The organism is Parasphingorhabdus litoris DSM 22379 (assembly GCF_020906275.1).
Classification (GTDB): Bacteria; Pseudomonadota; Alphaproteobacteria; order Sphingomonadales; family Sphingomonadaceae; genus Parasphingorhabdus; species Parasphingorhabdus litoris.
Map to the genome: position 1 here is coordinate 3,133,933 of NZ_CP086727.1, position 16,068 is coordinate 3,150,000.

Here is a 16,068-nt window from a genome sequence, read left to right on the forward strand (position 1 = left end):
TCGAAAATATCGGAGTTAATAATGTCGGACACACCCGATTGGCTGCATCTCATGGCTGAAATCGTCGGAACCAAGGGTTTTACCCGCATGGAAGACGAGATGCAGCCCTGGCTGACCGACTGGCGTGGCCGCTATACGGGAAAGGCGCTTGCTCTGATTTCCCCGGCGTCGACGGCAGAAGTGGCCGAACTTGTCAAAGTTGCTGATGCCCATTCGGTCGCCTTGGTACCTCAGGGTGGAAATAGTGGGATGGTCGGCGGCGCCACGCCGGATAGCGAGGGGCTATCGGTGCTGGTGTCGTTGCGCCGAATGAACAAGATTCGTGACATTTCAGCCGACGATCAGCTCGCAATCTGTGATGCTGGTGTCATTCTGCAAAATCTGCACGAAGCCTTGGATGATCATGGCCAGCGCTTCCCATTAACGTTGGGGGGCAAGGGATCGGCGACAATAGGCGGCCTGGTTTCTACTAACGCAGGCGGAACACAGGTGCTACGGCACGGCACGATGCGCGCTTTGGTTGCCGGACTGGAAGCGGTATTACCCGATGGGTCAATCTACAATGGGCTCGCTCCGCTCAAAAAAGACAATCGCGGATATGATCTGAAGCAATTGCTGGTCGGTGGTGAAGGAACATTGGGCATTGTGACTGCTGCAACCTTAAAAACGGTTCCAGCACTTATTGATCGATCTGTTGCATGGGCCGGCGTGTCGTCCCCGCAAGCTGCCTACAGGCTTTTCCAGTTCCTCAATACTCGCGGTAGCCAGTCCCTGGAGGGATTTGAGATTATCCCTAAATCCTGCCTTGATGCTGTGCTCACGCATATTCCTGATACGCGCAGTCCACTCGAACAAAGCGCGGCTTGGAATGTGCTGATCGAAGTTGTCCGCGATCAACCCGATGCGATCGATCCGCGCATATCCATCGAAAATCTGCTGGCTGAAGCGATTGACAAGGAACTGCTGGAAGATGCTGTGATCGCTGCCAATGAAGCGCAAGCCGAAGCTTTCTGGAAAATCCGAGACTCTATCTCAGAAGCTGAACGGGCCAATGGCCCGGCTTTGCAGCATGACATCAGCGTACCTGTGGCCCGGATGGCTGATTTCATTACCGATGCTGGCAGCAAAATCGAAGCCAGTTTTCCCGGTACAGCCGTCGCAGCCTTTGGCCATATGGGAGATGGAAATGTCCATTTTCACGTCAAAGCCCCCTCTGAGATTACCGGTGCCTCAGAGGCTGCTGAATGGATGTCGCGATGCTCCGAAACGATATCACCAATGGTTCATGATCTGGTGATAGCCTCCAATGGCTCCATTTCCGCCGAACATGGTATCGGTCAATCCAAACGCGACGAGCTTGGACGGTTGTCGGGAGATGCACGCATAATGGCATTGCGTGCCATAAAAACTGCCATCGACCCAAAAAATATTATGAATCCGGGTAAGCTAGTTCCTCTTGCGTCAAGCACGTCAGCCTCTTAAAGCCAAAGCAACTTTTGAGACAATTTATTTTTTCGGAGATTTCATATGGCCAGCGCGCCTCAAGCCCAAGCACTTCCTATGTTTTACAAGGATCTGGTTCCACTCAATTCCCAGGAGCATGCCAAATGGAGGGTAAAGGGACTCGACAATGCATCGTTCATGCAAGAACAGCATGCCATTCCCATTACGGTTGATGAGTTTTCCAACGCTGCCCGCAACTACCCGATCGTCTTTTCAGTGGGAGATAATAGCGTTCCATTGATCCTTATGGGTCTGAATGAAGGCGTGAATACGTTCATGGGCGAAGATGGCCGTTTTAGTGAACCTGCTTATGTTCCTGCCTATGTTCGCCGTTATCCTTTCATGCTGGCCAAATTGCGTCCGGATGCTGAAGAATTGTCGCTATGTTTCGATCCAACAACCGGCGCGATTGGTGATTATAAAGATGGCGATCCGCTATTTGAGAACGATCAGCCGTCAGAAAAAACAAAAAGCATTTTGGAATTTTGTGAGCAATTTGAACAAGCAGGCCAGCGTACCGGTCAGTTTGTTGAGGAACTAAAAAAACTGGATCTTTTGATGGAAGGGGAGGTGGCCATCCAGCAAACCGGCGTTGAAAAACCATTTGTCTATCGTGGTTTTCAAATGGTCAACGAAGAGAAACTCCGGGATATGCGTGGGGACGAACTGCGCAAAATCAATCAAAACGGTATGCTGCCCTTGATTTATGCACACCTGTTCTCGCTGCAGATCATGCGCGAAGTCTTTGCAAGACAAGTCCAGGCCGGCAAAGTGCCCGAGGTTACCGAAGCACCAAGCATATAAGTTACCGGTAAATTTTGATGGGGATTGTGTCATCCTAGTCAGCCAACGCTTGAAAAAAGCAGTTTGCTCTCGCAAGATCGTCGCAATCCTCATTTCTATCAATGCTTGTTTAGCAGAATTGCTAAAGGCCCATCAAAACCGGATATAGAGGTCATCCCATATGGAATGACTGTACTATTCCTATGTCCAGACGGTCCAAATAAAATAATTGCACAGAATCGGATCAATAAATTCACGATTGGGTCTTGCAACTCGCTATGCAAGCGACCACATTGTGAGTTGTATTGGTTTACATCCCCCGATTGAACCAATACCGGCATTCTCAGAATGCCACCTCCCTGAACCTTGGCCACCTCGCCGACATGGCGAGGTGGTTTTTTTTGGTTTGATCAAATCAGCCCTATTCTGCGGCAAGTAAGAACTGATTCTCAATCTGGTTCACCAGCCGTTTTGCCAGATTCAGGATATGGTCAGCCATTACGGATGCCTGATCGCTGGGTTCTCGCAATGCCGCATCAAGGTAGAAGCTGCGATCGACCTCCAGTTGCAAGGCGTGAATATCTCTTTCAACCTTACTGTGCCGCTCCAAAATATAGCCACCCGCATAAGGATGGTTCAGACGCGTTTTCACGCCGAAATGCTGAAGGAAAGATACAGCAAGCTCAGAAAAACGCGACCCCGCGCTTCGGCCAAAGCGATCACCGATGACGATATCCACATTGTCATGCTCCGGACCAAGCGGCGGCATACTATGTAAATCAAGCAGGATGGCACCGCCAAACTTCAATCTCATCTGCTCCAATATCTCAGTAATTCCGCTGTGATAAGGTTCATGGTCAGACGCAAGACGAAAGCTAATATCTGCCCACTGCCATTTTTTTCGCCATAGATTGCCGACGCCATGTAGACGGCTTGGTATAACACCCAATCCACCACGTACTTTGCGACTAGGCATCGGAAGCTCCGACGACGACAAACCGACAACCATATCTGCATCGATTTCAGCCCGGTTGCGGTTCAAATCCACCCAGGCACGGGGGCGATGAGCAATAATGGCAGGAAAGCCCTCGGCAATGGCGCGGTTGGCGAGACGGTCAACATAGCGATCTTCAAGCCTCAATAAATGAGCAGCTGGTACAGCCAGATTTTCCATGATTTCTCGAGGATAAACCCGTCCTGCATGTGGAATGCTAATCAAAAGCGGAAATTTCAGATTACCAGTATTATGAATTGAAAACGGCCTTTTGTCAGAATCGACATGCATCAGATCATAGACTGGCTGGTTACTCATTGTGTTCCGTCCGTTTTACACTCGATATAGTATAAAAACGCGAAGCAGAACCAAAATATTAAGGGATTTGCGCCTATAGCCAAGTTTGGGCATAAACATAGCAGTTTTAAGACGATAGGGATAAGCCAAGCTGATGATCAGAATTCTCCTTGCGGAAGATGAACAGGCGATGCGTGAACATCTTACACGTGCATTGACAAAGTCAAACTATGAGGTGGTTGCCGTTGATCGGGGAACCGCCGCACTTCCTTATCTCGAATCGGAAAAGTTCGACCTCTTGTTGACCGATATTGTCATGCCGGAAATGGATGGCATTGAACTGGCCCAGCATTGTGCCAAAGTGTCACCCGATACCCAAGTGATGTTCATTACGGGATTTTCGGGTGTTACCCTGCGCGCTGGCGAATCTGTTCCCAAGGCCAAAATTCTGTCCAAACCGTTCCATCTCAAGGATCTGGTTCTCGAAGTGCAGCGACTGTTTGAACCCGATAGTATCGGTGAGTTGAATTAAGTCTTGCGCCCCGCTTATGGGCTAGCTAGATGGCCTGCAGCGTGGGCGTATAGCTCAGTGGTAGAGCACTTCGTTGACATCGAAGGGGTCGGGAGTTCAACTCTCTCTACGCCCACCATTTTTCAAGAATTTTCTCAGGCGGCAAGCGCAATATGCGCCGCCAGATCGCGACTCGGTGATCGGCCATGCCAAGAGGTGTAAGCCCTCGTAAATGCGCTGAGTTCACTATAGCCCAATTTTGTGGCAATTTCGGATAGGGACCGTGTCCCCTCAAGAAAATAGAGCTGGCACGCATCCCTGCGGACCCGTTCCAGGATCTGGCGAAATGACGCCCCCTCCGCGACTAGTTTACGGCGCATGGTGCGTTCGGCCATACCGAAAGTCTCTGCTGCCGCGTCCAAACTGAGTCCAGACTTGTCCAGAAGGTAGAACAGATATTCGTAGCTCAGATTTGCCAAAGGGATCGCTTGTTTGTCCTCGGCATGAAACACACACATGTGCTCTTGCAAAGCTCGTGCAACCATTTTGTTTCGAAGAGGATTGGACGTCAACACCACATCACGATGAAATTCCAAATACGTCTGGCATTGATTGAAATAACAAGGCACTTTTAACGGATGATTTTCTGACCGAGCAAATTCGTCACAGTTTTTCGGTTCACGACACTGAAAATAGGCAGCCTTAATCGGTATCAGGCTCCCATTGGTCGTCTGATTGCCAATGTGAAACAACATCGAAAAGACAAGAAGGACGAGATCTTTCGCCTTCTCGGAGGTAGGGTCACACAATAGACGGCATGTTGAGCCAGTACGCTCCCATCGCAACATGGGTCTGTTGGCACCGAAATCGATCGCATCAGCAGCAGCCCGGAATACATCTTCAACGGTATCGCCAAACATCGCGGCATATCCGACATCTGAAAAGCCCACAGGTATCATTCCGAAGCCAATATCTTGATATAAATTGCCGCGTCCAAGTTCGTGGACTGTGGCTTGGTATAAACTTGTCACCGATCGACTGTCGAAGCGAGCTTCTGGATCCCGTAATTTTGAATCTGTAATATCGAGGGCAGATAACAATACAGGCTTTCTTGCGCCGAGATCTTGGCAGCTACGAAAAACCTGAAATAAAAATTGTGACGAAACGCTGATATCGTCTAAGTTATTCTGCCCCATAGCAATAGCTAGGAACAGAATAGTCGGAAGCTCAACGCTCTTTCGACCAAGACGCCAAATAGGCGACGAGCATGTCATTTAGCTTAATTTGGAAGGGATCACAGTCCCAATGAGCAAATATCAGTAGCGAATTACACTAGCACCCCAGGTAAAACCGCCTCCCATCGCTTCCAAAACCAAAAGATCGCCTTCTTGTACACGGCCATCTCGCACAGCGACATCAAGAGCCAAAGGTACAGAGGCTGCGGAGGTATTGGCATGTTGATCTACCGTTTTAATAACTTTTTCTGGCGCCAGTTTGAGTTTTTTAGCCGTTGCATCCAATATGCGAGCATTGGCTTGATGCGGTACCACCCAGTCAATATTTTCGATATTTTCTCCGGCGGCATCCAAAGCCTCTTGCAGCACAGAGGATAAATTTACGACGGCATGTCGAAAAACCTCCCGCCCTTTCATTCGCAGCTTGCCGACCGTTCCTGTGGTTCCGGCACCGCCATCTACATAGAGCAATTGATTATGCTCTCCATCAGCATGCAAACGGGTAGACAAGACGCCCTGGTCTGTTTCTTCGCCTGAAAGGACGATTGCGCCCGCCCCGTCGCCGAACAGGACACATGTCGCGCGATCCTCCCAATCGAGGATACGGCTGAATGTTTCCGCACCGATCACTATCGCATTTTGGGCACTTCCGGCGCGAATCATACTTTCCGCAACCGAAAGGGCATAGAGAAAACCGGAGCAAACCGCTGCTACATCAAAAGCAACGCAGCCGTTGCAACCCAATTGGTCCTGCACAATCGTCGCGGTGGCCGGAAAGGTTTGATCTGGCGTTGCCGTTGCCAAGACGATCAGATCGATATCCTGCGGCGCCAAACCCGATTCTGCGAGCGCTTTGCGCGCTGCTTCCGTAGCTAAGGTCGACGTTGTTTCATCATCCTCAGCGATATGTCGGAACTTTATGCCTGTACGCTCAACAATCCATTCATCAGTCGTATCAACTTTCTGAGCAAGCTCGATATTGGAAACTCTTGTCCGCGGAAGGGAAGAGCCGGTCCCTTTAATGACCGCACGGCGGGCGGTCGTGATAGTCATTTCGCAGCTGCTTCCAGAGGCGTAACGCTGCTGATCTTGTCCAAATCCTCGCTAATGCGTTCCAAAATGCTATCCTCTACCAACCGGGCTGCGACTTCCACCGCATTGGCTACGCCTTTTTCGTCCGCACTGCCATGGCTTTTTACAACCACGCCATTCAAACCCAAAAATACAGCGCCATTATGGTTGTTGGGGTCCAAATGCTCTCTAAGCAATTCGGTTGCTGGTCTGGAAATCAAAAAGCCTATTTTGGACCGTAAAGAGCTTAAAAAACTGCGCTTCAACAGGTCGGTAACAAATCGAGCCGTCCCTTCTAGGGCTTTCAGAGCGATATTGCCTGAAAAACCGTCCGTGACAATGACATCGACTTCACCGGTTGAAATCTTGTCCGCTTCGGTAAACCCCTGAAAATCCATTGCCAGACCGTCAGAATTTTTCAGGGCGTCAGCTGCGACCTGCAGTGCGCCCGTGCCCTTGCTGTCCTCAGTTCCGATATTGAGCAATTTGACGGTAGGTTTTTCAAAACCGTGCATGATCCGGCTATAGGCGGCCCCCATCACTGAAAATTGCACCAAATTGCGGCTGTTACACTCCGCATTGGCACCAAGATCCAGCATCACCACGTCGCTGTCTTTCATTGTCGGCAATAAAGCTGCCAACGCTGGGCGATCAATGCCTGCCATCGTGCGCAATGCCAGTTTTGAGATAGCCATCAGCGCACCGGTATTACCAGCGCTCACAGCAGCACTCACTTCGCCAGATTTCACGGCACCGACCGCCATGCCCATGGATGTTTTCTTGGAACCGCGCAGCGCCTGGCTCGGCTTGGCATCGCCAGAGACAATGTCCTCCGCATGTAATATTTCGGAAGCAGCACTTAGATTTGGATGACTTTTGAGCGCTTCCTTAATCTCGGTTTCATTACCCACAAACAGGAATTGAAAACCTTCGTGTCGATGTCGAGCGAGAGCAGCACCTGCGACCATTACGCGCGCGCCGATATCGCCGCCCATCGCGTCAATTGCGATTCGCGGCCTCATCCCCACCGGTTATTCCCCTTGATTAGCTGTGTGATAGTCGTGAAGTTAGTCGATTAAGGTCAAAAAGACTATAGGTCCACAGCCATGACTTCACGGCCATTATAATGGCCACAAGAACCACACATATGGTGTGGGCGCTTCAGTTCGCCGCAATTGGGGCATTCCTGATAGGCTTCTACTTTCAAAGCATCATGGGAACGGCGCATACCGCGCTTGGACGGCGTAGTTTTTCGTTTAGGGACAGCCATTGCTCAGCCTGTTCGTTAAATTTCAAATTTCATATAATTATGCAGTAAGCCAAATGCGCTTCTTGAGCAAGTCAGCCCCTACAGTATGTAGAGAATCACTGGGCTCTCACGATCAGCATATTGCACGCGAAGGGGCGCGTATAACGATTTTCCTGTGCGTTGCAAGCATTGTGCATCTATAGCAGCAGGATATTTATTATAACTGCAGGGGGAATCATGATTTTACCGATTACACTTACCATTGCCGGAGCTGCTGCCTTGGTCAATATCTGGCTGATGATTCGTGTCGGACAGGTCCGCACATCGGAAAAAGTGAGCGTTGGCGACGGAGGCAATGAAAAAGTGATCCGCCGTATGCGCGCACATGCCAATTTCGGTGAAAGCCTGCCTGTCGTGTTAATTCTTATCGCTGCGATCGAACTTGCAACTGGTTCATCAACGTGGCTCTGGATCGTTGCAGGCATCTATATGCTAGGACGCGTAGCGCATGGCGTCGGAATGGATGGTGGCAAGCTTGGCAAGGGCCGTATGATCGGAACGATACTGACCCTACTCATCATGCTTGGTCTTGGTATCTATGCCATTTCAATACCTTATTTCAGCGTTCAGGATGCAAGCACCACTCCGGCAATGGTCCAAGCAGAATAAGGTAGTAACAGGTTACTGACGGTCAATTTAATTTGCTGTCAGGGCTTCTCGGCCCCTTGCCTCCAACAGCAAAGCCACGCAACCAGATCGGCTGTGTGGCTTTGCAAAGGCCTTGCACCCAAACGCTAAACCGGATGGTTTAGGAGCTGGGCAATGCAAGTTTTACTTTGGACGCCTGGGCTGAGATTTGTCCGACGGGGCTTGGATCATCCGGCGGTATTGGCGCATCCGGCCACATTTCAATTAAGGCATTGATTTCGGACTTAATTTTCTCTGCATCACTAGGATCAAGCGAATCGGCGCGCGCCAATGCCACTTTCGCGAAACCAAACGCGTCCTGATATTCACCAGGATCAGAGACTTTGCCATCCGTGATCGCCACAGTATATTCTTCAACAACCGTATCCATCAGATAATTGATAATATCCGCTGTATCTCCTCCAGCTTTTTTGGTGACTTCAGCGATATTTTCTTCCGCTGCTTTTAGCTGACCTTCAATTTCCGATGCCGGCTTGCCCTCTTCTAGAGCGGTAGAAACCGTTTCAAACAAAGATGCGTCAAATCCAAGATCTTCCAGCCCCTTACGTTCCGCCTCATGGGTTTCCGAGACGGGATGCAATAAATGCGGCGCCGCCATTTCTAGTTCGCCCGCGCGATAGAGTGCTAAGCCCGCCTCAACATGACCTGCCATGAAAGCCAGACGCTTTGGCAAGGGGAGTTGAGCCATTCCGCTTTCGCCGCCCTCTCCTTCTCCGCCTTCACCTTCGCCACCTTCGCCTTCACCGCCCTCTCCAGCGCCCATTTTACCCGTCGCCGTGGCTTCGGCCCCGTCTCCGCCAGCCTCTTCTGCGGGTGAACAGGCTACAATACTGGTTCCGACAAATGCTGTTGCAAGGCCCAATCCGGCCCATTTCTTTATGGAGGTTTTCATGTCATAACCCTTTGCTGATGAGAAAGTTTTTATAACTACGCTATTATCCGCAAATGAAAATCAATATCAATTAAAAATATGATTCTCACTATATCTGACATTGTCGATAAAGAGCTGCAACCGCGCATCTCCTCTTTGCTGGAAAAGCAGTCCTGGCGTGATGGGAAAGTAACCGCAGGCGTTGTGGCTAAAAAGGTTAAACGCAACCAGCAAGCAGACATGAGCAGCGCTGCAGGCCGAAAGATAGCCAAAGAACTAATGGTAGCGATTTCTGCCAATTCCGTGCTGCAAGCCGCTAGTCGGCCGCGAAAGATTTCTAATCTGATGATCAGTCGAACTGGCGAAGCCAATTATTATGGACCGCATGTCGACAATGCGATCATGAAAATAGGCGATGATCGTTTGCGCACCGATTTGTCATTCACCCTCTTTCTTTCTCCCGCAGATGCTTATGAAGGCGGCGAGCTCATAATTCATGCAGCCGGAGCCACGCAATCACTGAAAGGGGATCAGGGTGATCTGATCCTCTATCCTACATCCAACATCCATGAAGTTTCACCCGTCACCGCCGGTGAACGCATTGTCTGCGTCGGATGGATAGAAAGCCTCGTCGCCGATGCCAGTCAGCGGGAATTGCTCTTTGATTTGGAAAATCTGCGTGTCTCACTGCGTACCACCATGTCCACACAATCAGCGGAAATGATTACGCTGGACAAGGTTATCGCTAACCTGGTCCGCCAGTGGGCAGTTACATAATTATCGGGTCGGTATTTCGAAAACTATTCGAAAGCCCGATGCAGTGAGAATTACAATTACTGCCAGCCGACGCGATCAAAAACCTTCACCGCCTCGGTCTGGTTGCTGCCTAGTTCCGATGCGTTAATTTCATCTTCTTTAAACTCACCCAACGCCTCGACGACCGATGCGCTTTTCACACTCGCGACAGCAGGATATTCGTTATTGCCATTTGCGAAATATCGCTGTGCCGACTCCTCGGTCAAATATTCCAGGAAACGAATAGCATTTTCTTTGTTGGGAGCATGTTTGAGCAGCCCAGCGCCACTTATATTAACATGCGTGCCTCGGCCTTCCTGATCCGGAAATATGATACCAACGGCCTCATATTCGGCCTTAGCCTCATCATCACCGGCCATACGCGCCAGATAATAGCTGTTAACCACAGCAATATCGCACTCTCCAGCTGCTACAGAAGAAATTTGGCTTGTATCATTACCCTGCGGTGCCCGCGCGAAATTAGCGACCACTCCCTTGGCCCACTGCTCGGCGGCTTCAGCACCATCATGCGCGATCAATGCCGAAAGCAGCGAGATATTATAGATATTCGATGAGGAACGGATACAGATTTTGCCTTTGTGCACGGAATTGGCAAGATCGGCATAGCTGTTCAAATTGTCCGGGCGGCCTTTCTCATTATTATAGATTATAACCCGCGCACGCTTTGAAAGGCCGAACCAAAGACCTTCTGGATGACGCAGATAATCCGGCAAACGCTCGGTCAGAACCTCTGATTCAACTGGCACCAACAGACCCTCTTCTTCAGCACGCCAGAGACGACCGGCGTCTACCGTAATGAGCAAGTCACCAGGGCTAAACTCGCCTTCGCTTTTAATGCGTTCAATCAACGCATCCGCGCCTGCTTCAATGCGATTGACTTTGATCCCCGTCTTAGCCGTGAAGTCGTCATAAAGTGCTAAGTCGGTATCATAGTGACGGGAGGAATAGATATTTACTTCACCCGTGATTGGTACGTCCGCTTTGCCCCCATCCTCCGCACCAGGCGCACAGGCAGAGAGCGCAAATATCGTAAGCGCGGCAACAAGGCTTTTCAGTTTCATTATATCGACCTTTCGGGAAAGAAAATCACTTATTGCGAATCGTTATCATTATATTGGTGACTTGCGCAAGCACGGATTTCAGGACGTGGACGAGAAAGCCAAAAGCTGTCCCGATTTGACCGTAACGTCGACACGATCGCCACGGTTTGGCACTGAAGAGATAGGAATTTCAGCTTCAAGCCGATCTCCGGCATCATTCACCAAGACCAGTTTACGACCATGCGTTGTCCGACGTACATCCAATACGGTACATCTATTACCGTCCGAGTTAATCTCCAGCGCCGTCGGCTGCACCAATAATTCCAACTGTGCGTGCGCGGAACCCGCATCATTTTTCAAACAAGAGACAGGCCAGAGCCCGAAAGCAGTTTTGATATCATCGCCTTTGCGTGTCCCAGAAACAATCTGACCACCGCCAACCAAAGATCCGATCGCCGCTGTGGCCGGTGCGTCGTAAAATTCATCAGGCGAGCCATATTGCACGATGCGGCCATTTTCCATAACTGCAATCCGGTCCCCCATTTCCATCGCCTCGTGCGGATCATGGGTTACGAGAATAGCCGTCGCAGCGCGTTGGCGGAGCAAGGACAAACTGTCCCGGCGTAACTCTTTTCTCAAAACCACATCGATATTGGCAAAAGGTTCGTCCATTAAAAGGATATCCGGTTCGGGTGCCATCGCGCGAGCCAAGGCCACGCGCTGTCTCTGTCCGCCCGATAACATATGGGGATAGCGGTCTTCAAAACCGCCCAAGCCGACCTGTTCCAACCATCCTGCAATTGCTTTGGCATGAACTCCGGTGTCACCAAGGCCAAAGCCGACATTTTGAGCAATCGTCAGATGCGGGAACAAAGCGCCTTCCTGAAAAACCAATCCGATGGGTCGCTGCTCCGGTGGCGGATTTTTCCCGGCTTTGGCCAACGGCACACCGTCAATCCGAATTTCCCCTTGTTGGACATCCTGCATTCCTGCCGCTAGATGGAGCAGCGTGGTTTTCCCACATCCTGACGAACCCAAAAGACAGATGATTTCTCCGCTGGATATTGCAAGGCTGATATCAGAAAGTGCCTGCACCGCACCGTACCGATGACCAATATTTTGAAATTCCAGCTCCAACCCGTTTCCCATCATGTCGCTTGATGGAGCGCCTTAATATGATAGTCCGTTGCAATGCAATATTTGGTTTTTATCGGGCCGGTGAAGAATGACTGAGAAATGGCGTCTCAACGGCTGGATCTCGACGGCCTGGGGGATAGCGTTGATCGCCGCCATCCCGATATTCACCATCTTTTTTTATCTGCCATTGGGAGGAGCGGGTTCGTGGAGTCATTTGTGGCAAACCACCCTGCCCGACTATCTCCTGAACACGTTTTCGCTGATGCTCATGGTAGCGGTGATTGCCGGCTCTATCGGAATCACCACAGCATGGCTGATCACAACAACAGATTTTCCGGCCCGCCGCCTGCTATCGTGGATGTTGATCCTGCCGCTTGCAGCGCCGGCCTATATCGTTGCCTATGTCTATACTGATTTTCTGTCTTTTGCCGGACCTGTCCAATCGGGACTGCGATCGGCCTTTGGTTGGGGAATGGGCGATTACTGGTTTCCTCCGATCCGCAACATTCCCGGCGCAGCTTTGATGCTCGGGCTCGTCCTCTATCCCTATGTCTATCTACTCGCTCGTGCGGCTTTCGCAGCGCAGAGCCTAAGCCAGTTTCAAGCGGCACGGTCATTGGGTATCGGTCCCGGCAGGGCTTTTTTTCAAATCGCTTTGCCTTGCGCGCGGCCTGCCATTGCTGGAGGATTGGCTCTCGTCCTGATGGAAACGCTCGCTGACTATGGCGTTGCTGACTATTTTGCGATCCCGACATTCAGCACCGGCATCTTCCGAAATTGGCTCGCAATGGGCGACAAGCAGGCGGCCATGACACTGGCCGCAATCATGTTGTTATTCGTCATGCTGTTGCTCTGGCTGGAAAGCGGCAGCCGTAAAGGCCGCGTAGCCAGTGGTGATGGGTTGGCTTCCACGATGCCGCGACGCAAGCTCAATGCTTCAAAAGCCGCTTTAGCCACGCTGTGTTGCGCAATGCCAGTTCTGCTAGGCTTTGTGATACCAACTTTGATATTGCTGCACTATGCCACCAATGTCGGTGATGGACAGGGCTGGATTGAGCTTTGGCAATATATGCAGGGAAGCTTATGGTTGGCTGCCATCGTGGCAATCGTCGCCGTCTGCCTCTCGCTGCTTCTCGCTTATGCTCAGCGCAGCAGCAATAGCCCAGTCGGTAAAGCCGCAATCCGGGTCGCAACTTTGGGTTATGCACTGCCTGGCGCTTTATTGGCGGTTGGGCTCTTGGCCCCACTCGGAATTTTCGATCAGTGGATTACCGGACTGTCGCGGAACAATTTCGGCTATACGGGCGGACTGTTGCTAACCGGCAGCGGTGCGATCCTGGTCTATGCACTGATCGTTCGTTTCCTCACCGTATCTTTCAATAGCATCAGCGGACAAATGACAAAAATTCCGCCATCGATGGATGCCGCGGCACGATCTCTGGGCGCGACGCCAGGTCGACTGATCCGCAAGATTCATATGCCAATTTTACGTGGCAGCCTTGCAGCGGGTGCGATGTTGGTCTTTGTCGATGTCCTTAGAGAACTGCCCGCAACGCTAATATTGCGGCCATTTAATCTGGAAACACTAGCCACCCGGGTATACCGGCTAGCAAGCGACGAACGTTTAGCCGAAGCCTCGACCTCCGCTTTGCTCATCGTGATTGCCGGGTTGTTGCCGGTTCTGCTGCTGAACAGATTCGCCCAGAAAGGTTGATAGCGGCTGTCGAGATCATATACTGCGCCAATGTGTATGCGCTTCAAAGAAGCTCGCCTGTTACCCAATTTCGGCCAGACATTTAAGCTTACGCCAGACACAAAAAAACCGCCAACCCGTTGGGGCAGCGGCTTTTTGTTGGTTGCGGGAGTAGGATTTGAACCTACGACCTTCAGGTTATGAGCCTGACGAGCTACCGGACTGCTCCATCCCGCGCCACCAAGACGATCTGCCTTATCAGCAAATCTGAAAATAAAAAAGCGACCGGCCCGGTGCCGGACAGGCCGCTTTTTGAAAAAGTGAATGGGTTATTTCCTCGTGACTACATCTTCATGCGCCTGCTGCAATGCCTGGCGACGACCTACTCTTCCATGCCTTAAGACAAAGTACCATCGGCGCTAACTGGTTTCACGGCCGAGTTCGAGATGGGATCGGGTGGGGCACAGTCGCTATGGCCACCAAGCAATGAAGCAAGCGCATAAGCTGTAGTTACGGGTCTTTTAATCGATGTGGTTATGACATGCACAATTTTAACCGTGCATGCTGACCATGGGCCGAGCTTAATCGTCCACGCCTACAACGATGCTTTCCAACATTGTTGTTGATGGCGGGATTCTACAAGCGCGAATAGAGTAATTAGGACTGGTTAGCTTCATGCATTACTGCACTTCCACACCCAGCCTATCAACGTGGTGGTCTCCCACGACTCTATGATAACTTATCTTAAGGGAGGCTTCCCGCTTAGATGCTTTCAGCGGTTATCCCGTCCATACATAGCTACCCAGCGGCACGCCTGGCGGCATGACTGGTACACCAGAGGTATGTTCAACCCGGTCCTCTCGTACTAGGGTCAACTCCTTTCAATTATCGACGCCCACGGCAGATAGGGACCAAACTGTCTCGCGACGTTCTGAACCCAGCTCACGTACCACTTTAATTGGCGAACAGCCAAACCCTTGGGACCTGCTCCAGCCCCAGGATGTGATGAGCCGACATCGAGGTGCCAAACGATTCCGTCGATATGAGCTCTTGGGAATCATCAGCCTGTTATCCCCGGCGTACCTTTTATCCGTTGAGCGATGGCCCTTCCACGAGGGACCACCGGATCACTATGACCGACTTTCGTCTCTGCTCGACTTGTCAGTCTCGCAGTCAGGCGGGCTTATGCCATTGCACTCTAACAGACGGTTTCCAACCGTCCTGAGCCCACCATCGCGCGCCTCCGTTACTCTTTAGGAGGCGACCGCCCCAGTCAAACTACCCGCCACAGAGGGTCCCTGATCCGGATAACGGATCTAGGTTAGACACCAGAAAACAATAGGGTGGTATTTCACATTATGGCTCCACTCGAACTGGCGCTCAAGTTTCAAAGCCTCCCACCTATTCTACACAATTCTTTCCTAATGCCACTCTGAAGCTGCAGTAAAGGTGCACGGGGTCTTTCCGTCTAACCGCGGGTACTCCGCATCTTCACGGAGAATTCAATTTCGCTGAGCATATCCTGGAGACAGTGGGGAAGTCGTTACGCCATTCGTGCAGGTCGGAACTTACCCGACAAGGAATTTCGCTACCTTAGGACCGTTATAGTTACGGCCGCCGTTTACTCGGGCTTCAATTCAGAGCTTGCACTCCTCCTCTTAACCTTCGAGCACCGGGCAGGCGTCAGACCCTATACGTCGTCTTGAAGCCGACTTAGCAGAGCCCTGTGTTTTTGCTAAACAGTCGCTACCCCCCAGCTTGTGCCCCCTGCAAAAAGTTGCCTTCATGCAGGGCCTCCTTCTCCCGAAGTTACGGAGGTAATTTGCCGAGTTCCTTCAGGATACTTCTCTCAAGCGCCTTGGTATACTCTACCTGCCCACCTGTGTCGGTTTCGGGTACGGTCTATATGGTGGAGCTATTTCCTGGATCCACTTCGAAGCCTGATCAATCCAATAAGATCAGACAACACACGTGAACCGTCACATTCCACCAGGTCACGGAATATTAACCGTGTTCCCATCGACTACCCCCTTCGGGCTCGTCTTAGGGGCCGACTCACCCTGCTCAGATTAGCTTTAAGCAGGAACCCTTGGGCTTTCGGCGACAGTGCATCTCACACTGTTTGTCGCTACTCATGTCAGCATTCGCACTTCCGATACG

14 protein-coding genes, 2 tRNA genes and 2 rRNA genes (1 of these 18 only partly in view) are annotated in these 16,068 nt (G+C 51.1%); 7 read left to right on the forward strand and 11 right to left on the reverse strand.

Annotated features, from left to right (window positions below; all coding sequences use genetic code 11):
- Window positions 1-21 precede the first annotated feature (21 nt).
- The gene (locus BS29_RS15255) at window positions 22-1,482 is read left to right on the forward strand and encodes an FAD-binding oxidoreductase (RefSeq protein ID WP_229954493.1); all 1,461 of its coding nucleotides are present in this window, start codon (window positions 22-24) and stop codon (window positions 1,480-1,482) included.
- A 45-nt stretch (window positions 1,483-1,527) separates the two neighbouring features.
- The gene (locus tag BS29_RS15260; RefSeq protein ID WP_229954494.1) at window positions 1,528-2,307 is read left to right on the forward strand and encodes a SapC family protein; all 780 of its coding nucleotides are present in this window, start codon (window positions 1,528-1,530) and stop codon (window positions 2,305-2,307) included.
- A 400-nt stretch (window positions 2,308-2,707) separates the two neighbouring features.
- On the opposite strand, the gene BS29_RS15265 is transcribed toward BS29_RS15260, so the two are convergent.
- Window positions 2,708-3,598 carry an N-formylglutamate amidohydrolase gene (locus tag BS29_RS15265; RefSeq protein WP_229954495.1) on the reverse strand — a complete coding sequence of 297 codons (891 nt, stop codon included), beginning with the start codon at window positions 3,596-3,598 and terminating at the stop codon, window positions 2,708-2,710.
- Between the two features lie 133 nt (window positions 3,599-3,731).
- Here BS29_RS15265 and BS29_RS15270 point away from each other — a divergent pair, with 133 nt between their 5' ends.
- Together BS29_RS15270 and BS29_RS15275 are read left to right on the forward strand one after the other, a co-directional pair.
- The gene (locus tag BS29_RS15270; protein ID WP_229954496.1) at window positions 3,732-4,109 is read left to right on the forward strand and encodes a response regulator; all 378 of its coding nucleotides are present in this window, start codon (window positions 3,732-3,734) and stop codon (window positions 4,107-4,109) included.
- A 43-nt stretch (window positions 4,110-4,152) separates the two neighbouring features.
- Window positions 4,153-4,227, forward strand: a tRNA-Val gene (locus BS29_RS15275).
- A gap of 16 nt (window positions 4,228-4,243) precedes the next feature.
- On the opposite strand, the gene BS29_RS15280 is transcribed toward BS29_RS15275, so the two are convergent.
- From BS29_RS15280 to rpmF, 4 genes are all read right to left on the reverse strand, one after another.
- Window positions 4,244-5,284: a helix-turn-helix transcriptional regulator gene (locus BS29_RS15280; protein WP_229954497.1), complete on the reverse strand. Its 1,041-nt coding sequence runs from the start codon at window positions 5,282-5,284 to the stop codon at window positions 4,244-4,246.
- A gap of 120 nt (window positions 5,285-5,404) precedes the next feature.
- Window positions 5,405-6,376, reverse strand: coding sequence for a beta-ketoacyl-ACP synthase III (locus BS29_RS15285; RefSeq protein WP_229954498.1), 972 nt, complete (start codon window positions 6,374-6,376; stop codon window positions 5,405-5,407).
- Complete coding sequence (plsX, locus tag BS29_RS15290; protein ID WP_229954499.1) at window positions 6,373-7,416, reverse strand: phosphate acyltransferase PlsX; 1,044 nt, start codon at window positions 7,414-7,416, stop codon at window positions 6,373-6,375. The genes BS29_RS15285 and plsX overlap by 4 nt, the downstream gene beginning before the upstream one ends.
- 68 nt (window positions 7,417-7,484) lie before the next feature.
- Window positions 7,485-7,664, reverse strand: a complete 180-nt coding sequence (gene rpmF / locus BS29_RS15295) for a 50S ribosomal protein L32 (RefSeq protein WP_229954500.1) — start codon at window positions 7,662-7,664, stop codon at window positions 7,485-7,487.
- A 216-nt stretch (window positions 7,665-7,880) separates the two neighbouring features.
- Here rpmF and BS29_RS15300 point away from each other — a divergent pair, with 216 nt between their 5' ends.
- Window positions 7,881-8,312 carry an MAPEG family protein gene (locus BS29_RS15300; protein WP_229954501.1) on the forward strand — a complete coding sequence of 144 codons (432 nt, stop codon included), beginning with the start codon at window positions 7,881-7,883 and terminating at the stop codon, window positions 8,310-8,312.
- Between the two features lie 139 nt (window positions 8,313-8,451).
- On the opposite strand, the gene BS29_RS15305 is transcribed toward BS29_RS15300, so the two are convergent.
- Window positions 8,452-9,243 (reverse strand): hypothetical protein, encoded by a 792-nt coding sequence (locus tag BS29_RS15305; RefSeq protein WP_229954502.1) that lies wholly within the window; start codon window positions 9,241-9,243, stop codon window positions 8,452-8,454.
- Window positions 9,244-9,321: 78 nt separating this feature from the next.
- Between BS29_RS15305 and BS29_RS15310 the strand changes: the two genes are divergently transcribed.
- Window positions 9,322-9,999: a Fe2+-dependent dioxygenase gene (locus BS29_RS15310; RefSeq protein WP_229954503.1), complete on the forward strand. Its 678-nt coding sequence runs from the start codon at window positions 9,322-9,324 to the stop codon at window positions 9,997-9,999.
- Between the two features lie 56 nt (window positions 10,000-10,055).
- Here the strand turns inward: BS29_RS15310 and BS29_RS15315 are convergent, their stop codons facing one another.
- Both BS29_RS15315 and BS29_RS15320 read right to left on the reverse strand, forming a co-directional pair.
- Window positions 10,056-11,099 carry a Fe(3+) ABC transporter substrate-binding protein gene (locus tag BS29_RS15315; protein ID WP_229954504.1) on the reverse strand — a complete coding sequence of 348 codons (1,044 nt, stop codon included), beginning with the start codon at window positions 11,097-11,099 and terminating at the stop codon, window positions 10,056-10,058.
- Between the two features lie 78 nt (window positions 11,100-11,177).
- On the reverse strand, window positions 11,178-12,230 hold the full coding sequence (locus tag BS29_RS15320; RefSeq protein WP_229954505.1) for an ABC transporter ATP-binding protein: 1,053 nt from the start codon (window positions 12,228-12,230) through the stop codon (window positions 11,178-11,180).
- Window positions 12,231-12,303: 73 nt separating this feature from the next.
- Here BS29_RS15320 and BS29_RS15325 point away from each other — a divergent pair, with 73 nt between their 5' ends.
- Window positions 12,304-13,929 carry an ABC transporter permease gene (locus tag BS29_RS15325; protein ID WP_229954506.1) on the forward strand — a complete coding sequence of 542 codons (1,626 nt, stop codon included), beginning with the start codon at window positions 12,304-12,306 and terminating at the stop codon, window positions 13,927-13,929.
- A gap of 139 nt (window positions 13,930-14,068) precedes the next feature.
- Here BS29_RS15325 and BS29_RS15330 read toward each other — a convergent pair.
- The 3 genes from BS29_RS15330 to BS29_RS15340 form a co-directional block, all read right to left on the reverse strand.
- Window positions 14,069-14,145: transfer RNA gene (locus BS29_RS15330), tRNA-Met, on the reverse strand.
- Between the two features lie 132 nt (window positions 14,146-14,277).
- A 5S ribosomal RNA gene (gene rrf / locus BS29_RS15335) occupies window positions 14,278-14,392 on the reverse strand.
- A gap of 153 nt (window positions 14,393-14,545) precedes the next feature.
- A 23S ribosomal RNA gene (locus BS29_RS15340) occupies window positions 14,546-16,068 on the reverse strand; it runs 1,272 nt beyond the window's last position.

What these genes read in the sequence shown, in the direction of transcription:
- BS29_RS15255 (WP_229954493.1), top strand. Translation starts at nt 22, where the DNA reads ATGTCGGACACACCCGATTGGCTGCATCTCATGGCTGAAATCGTCGGA.
- BS29_RS15260 (WP_229954494.1), top strand. Translation starts at nt 1,528, where the DNA reads ATGGCCAGCGCGCCTCAAGCCCAAGCACTTCCTATGTTTTACAAGGAT.
- BS29_RS15265 (WP_229954495.1), bottom strand. Translation starts at nt 3,598, where the DNA reads ATGAGTAACCAGCCAGTCTATGATCTGATGCATGTCGATTCTGACAAA.
- BS29_RS15270 (WP_229954496.1), top strand. Translation starts at nt 3,732, where the DNA reads ATGATCAGAATTCTCCTTGCGGAAGATGAACAGGCGATGCGTGAACAT.
- BS29_RS15280 (WP_229954497.1), bottom strand. Translation starts at nt 5,284, where the DNA reads ATGGGGCAGAATAACTTAGACGATATCAGCGTTTCGTCACAATTTTTA.
- BS29_RS15285 (WP_229954498.1), bottom strand. Translation starts at nt 6,376, where the DNA reads ATGACTATCACGACCGCCCGCCGTGCGGTCATTAAAGGGACCGGCTCT.
- plsX (WP_229954499.1), bottom strand. Translation starts at nt 7,416, where the DNA reads ATGAGGCCGCGAATCGCAATTGACGCGATGGGCGGCGATATCGGCGCG.
- rpmF (WP_229954500.1), bottom strand. Translation starts at nt 7,664, where the DNA reads ATGGCTGTCCCTAAACGAAAAACTACGCCGTCCAAGCGCGGTATGCGC.
- BS29_RS15300 (WP_229954501.1), top strand. Translation starts at nt 7,881, where the DNA reads ATGATTTTACCGATTACACTTACCATTGCCGGAGCTGCTGCCTTGGTC.
- BS29_RS15305 (WP_229954502.1), bottom strand. Translation starts at nt 9,243, where the DNA reads ATGAAAACCTCCATAAAGAAATGGGCCGGATTGGGCCTTGCAACAGCA.
- BS29_RS15310 (WP_229954503.1), top strand. Translation starts at nt 9,322, where the DNA reads ATGATTCTCACTATATCTGACATTGTCGATAAAGAGCTGCAACCGCGC.
- BS29_RS15315 (WP_229954504.1), bottom strand. Translation starts at nt 11,099, where the DNA reads ATGAAACTGAAAAGCCTTGTTGCCGCGCTTACGATATTTGCGCTCTCT.
- BS29_RS15320 (WP_229954505.1), bottom strand. Translation starts at nt 12,230, where the DNA reads ATGATGGGAAACGGGTTGGAGCTGGAATTTCAAAATATTGGTCATCGG.
- BS29_RS15325 (WP_229954506.1), top strand. Translation starts at nt 12,304, where the DNA reads ATGACTGAGAAATGGCGTCTCAACGGCTGGATCTCGACGGCCTGGGGG.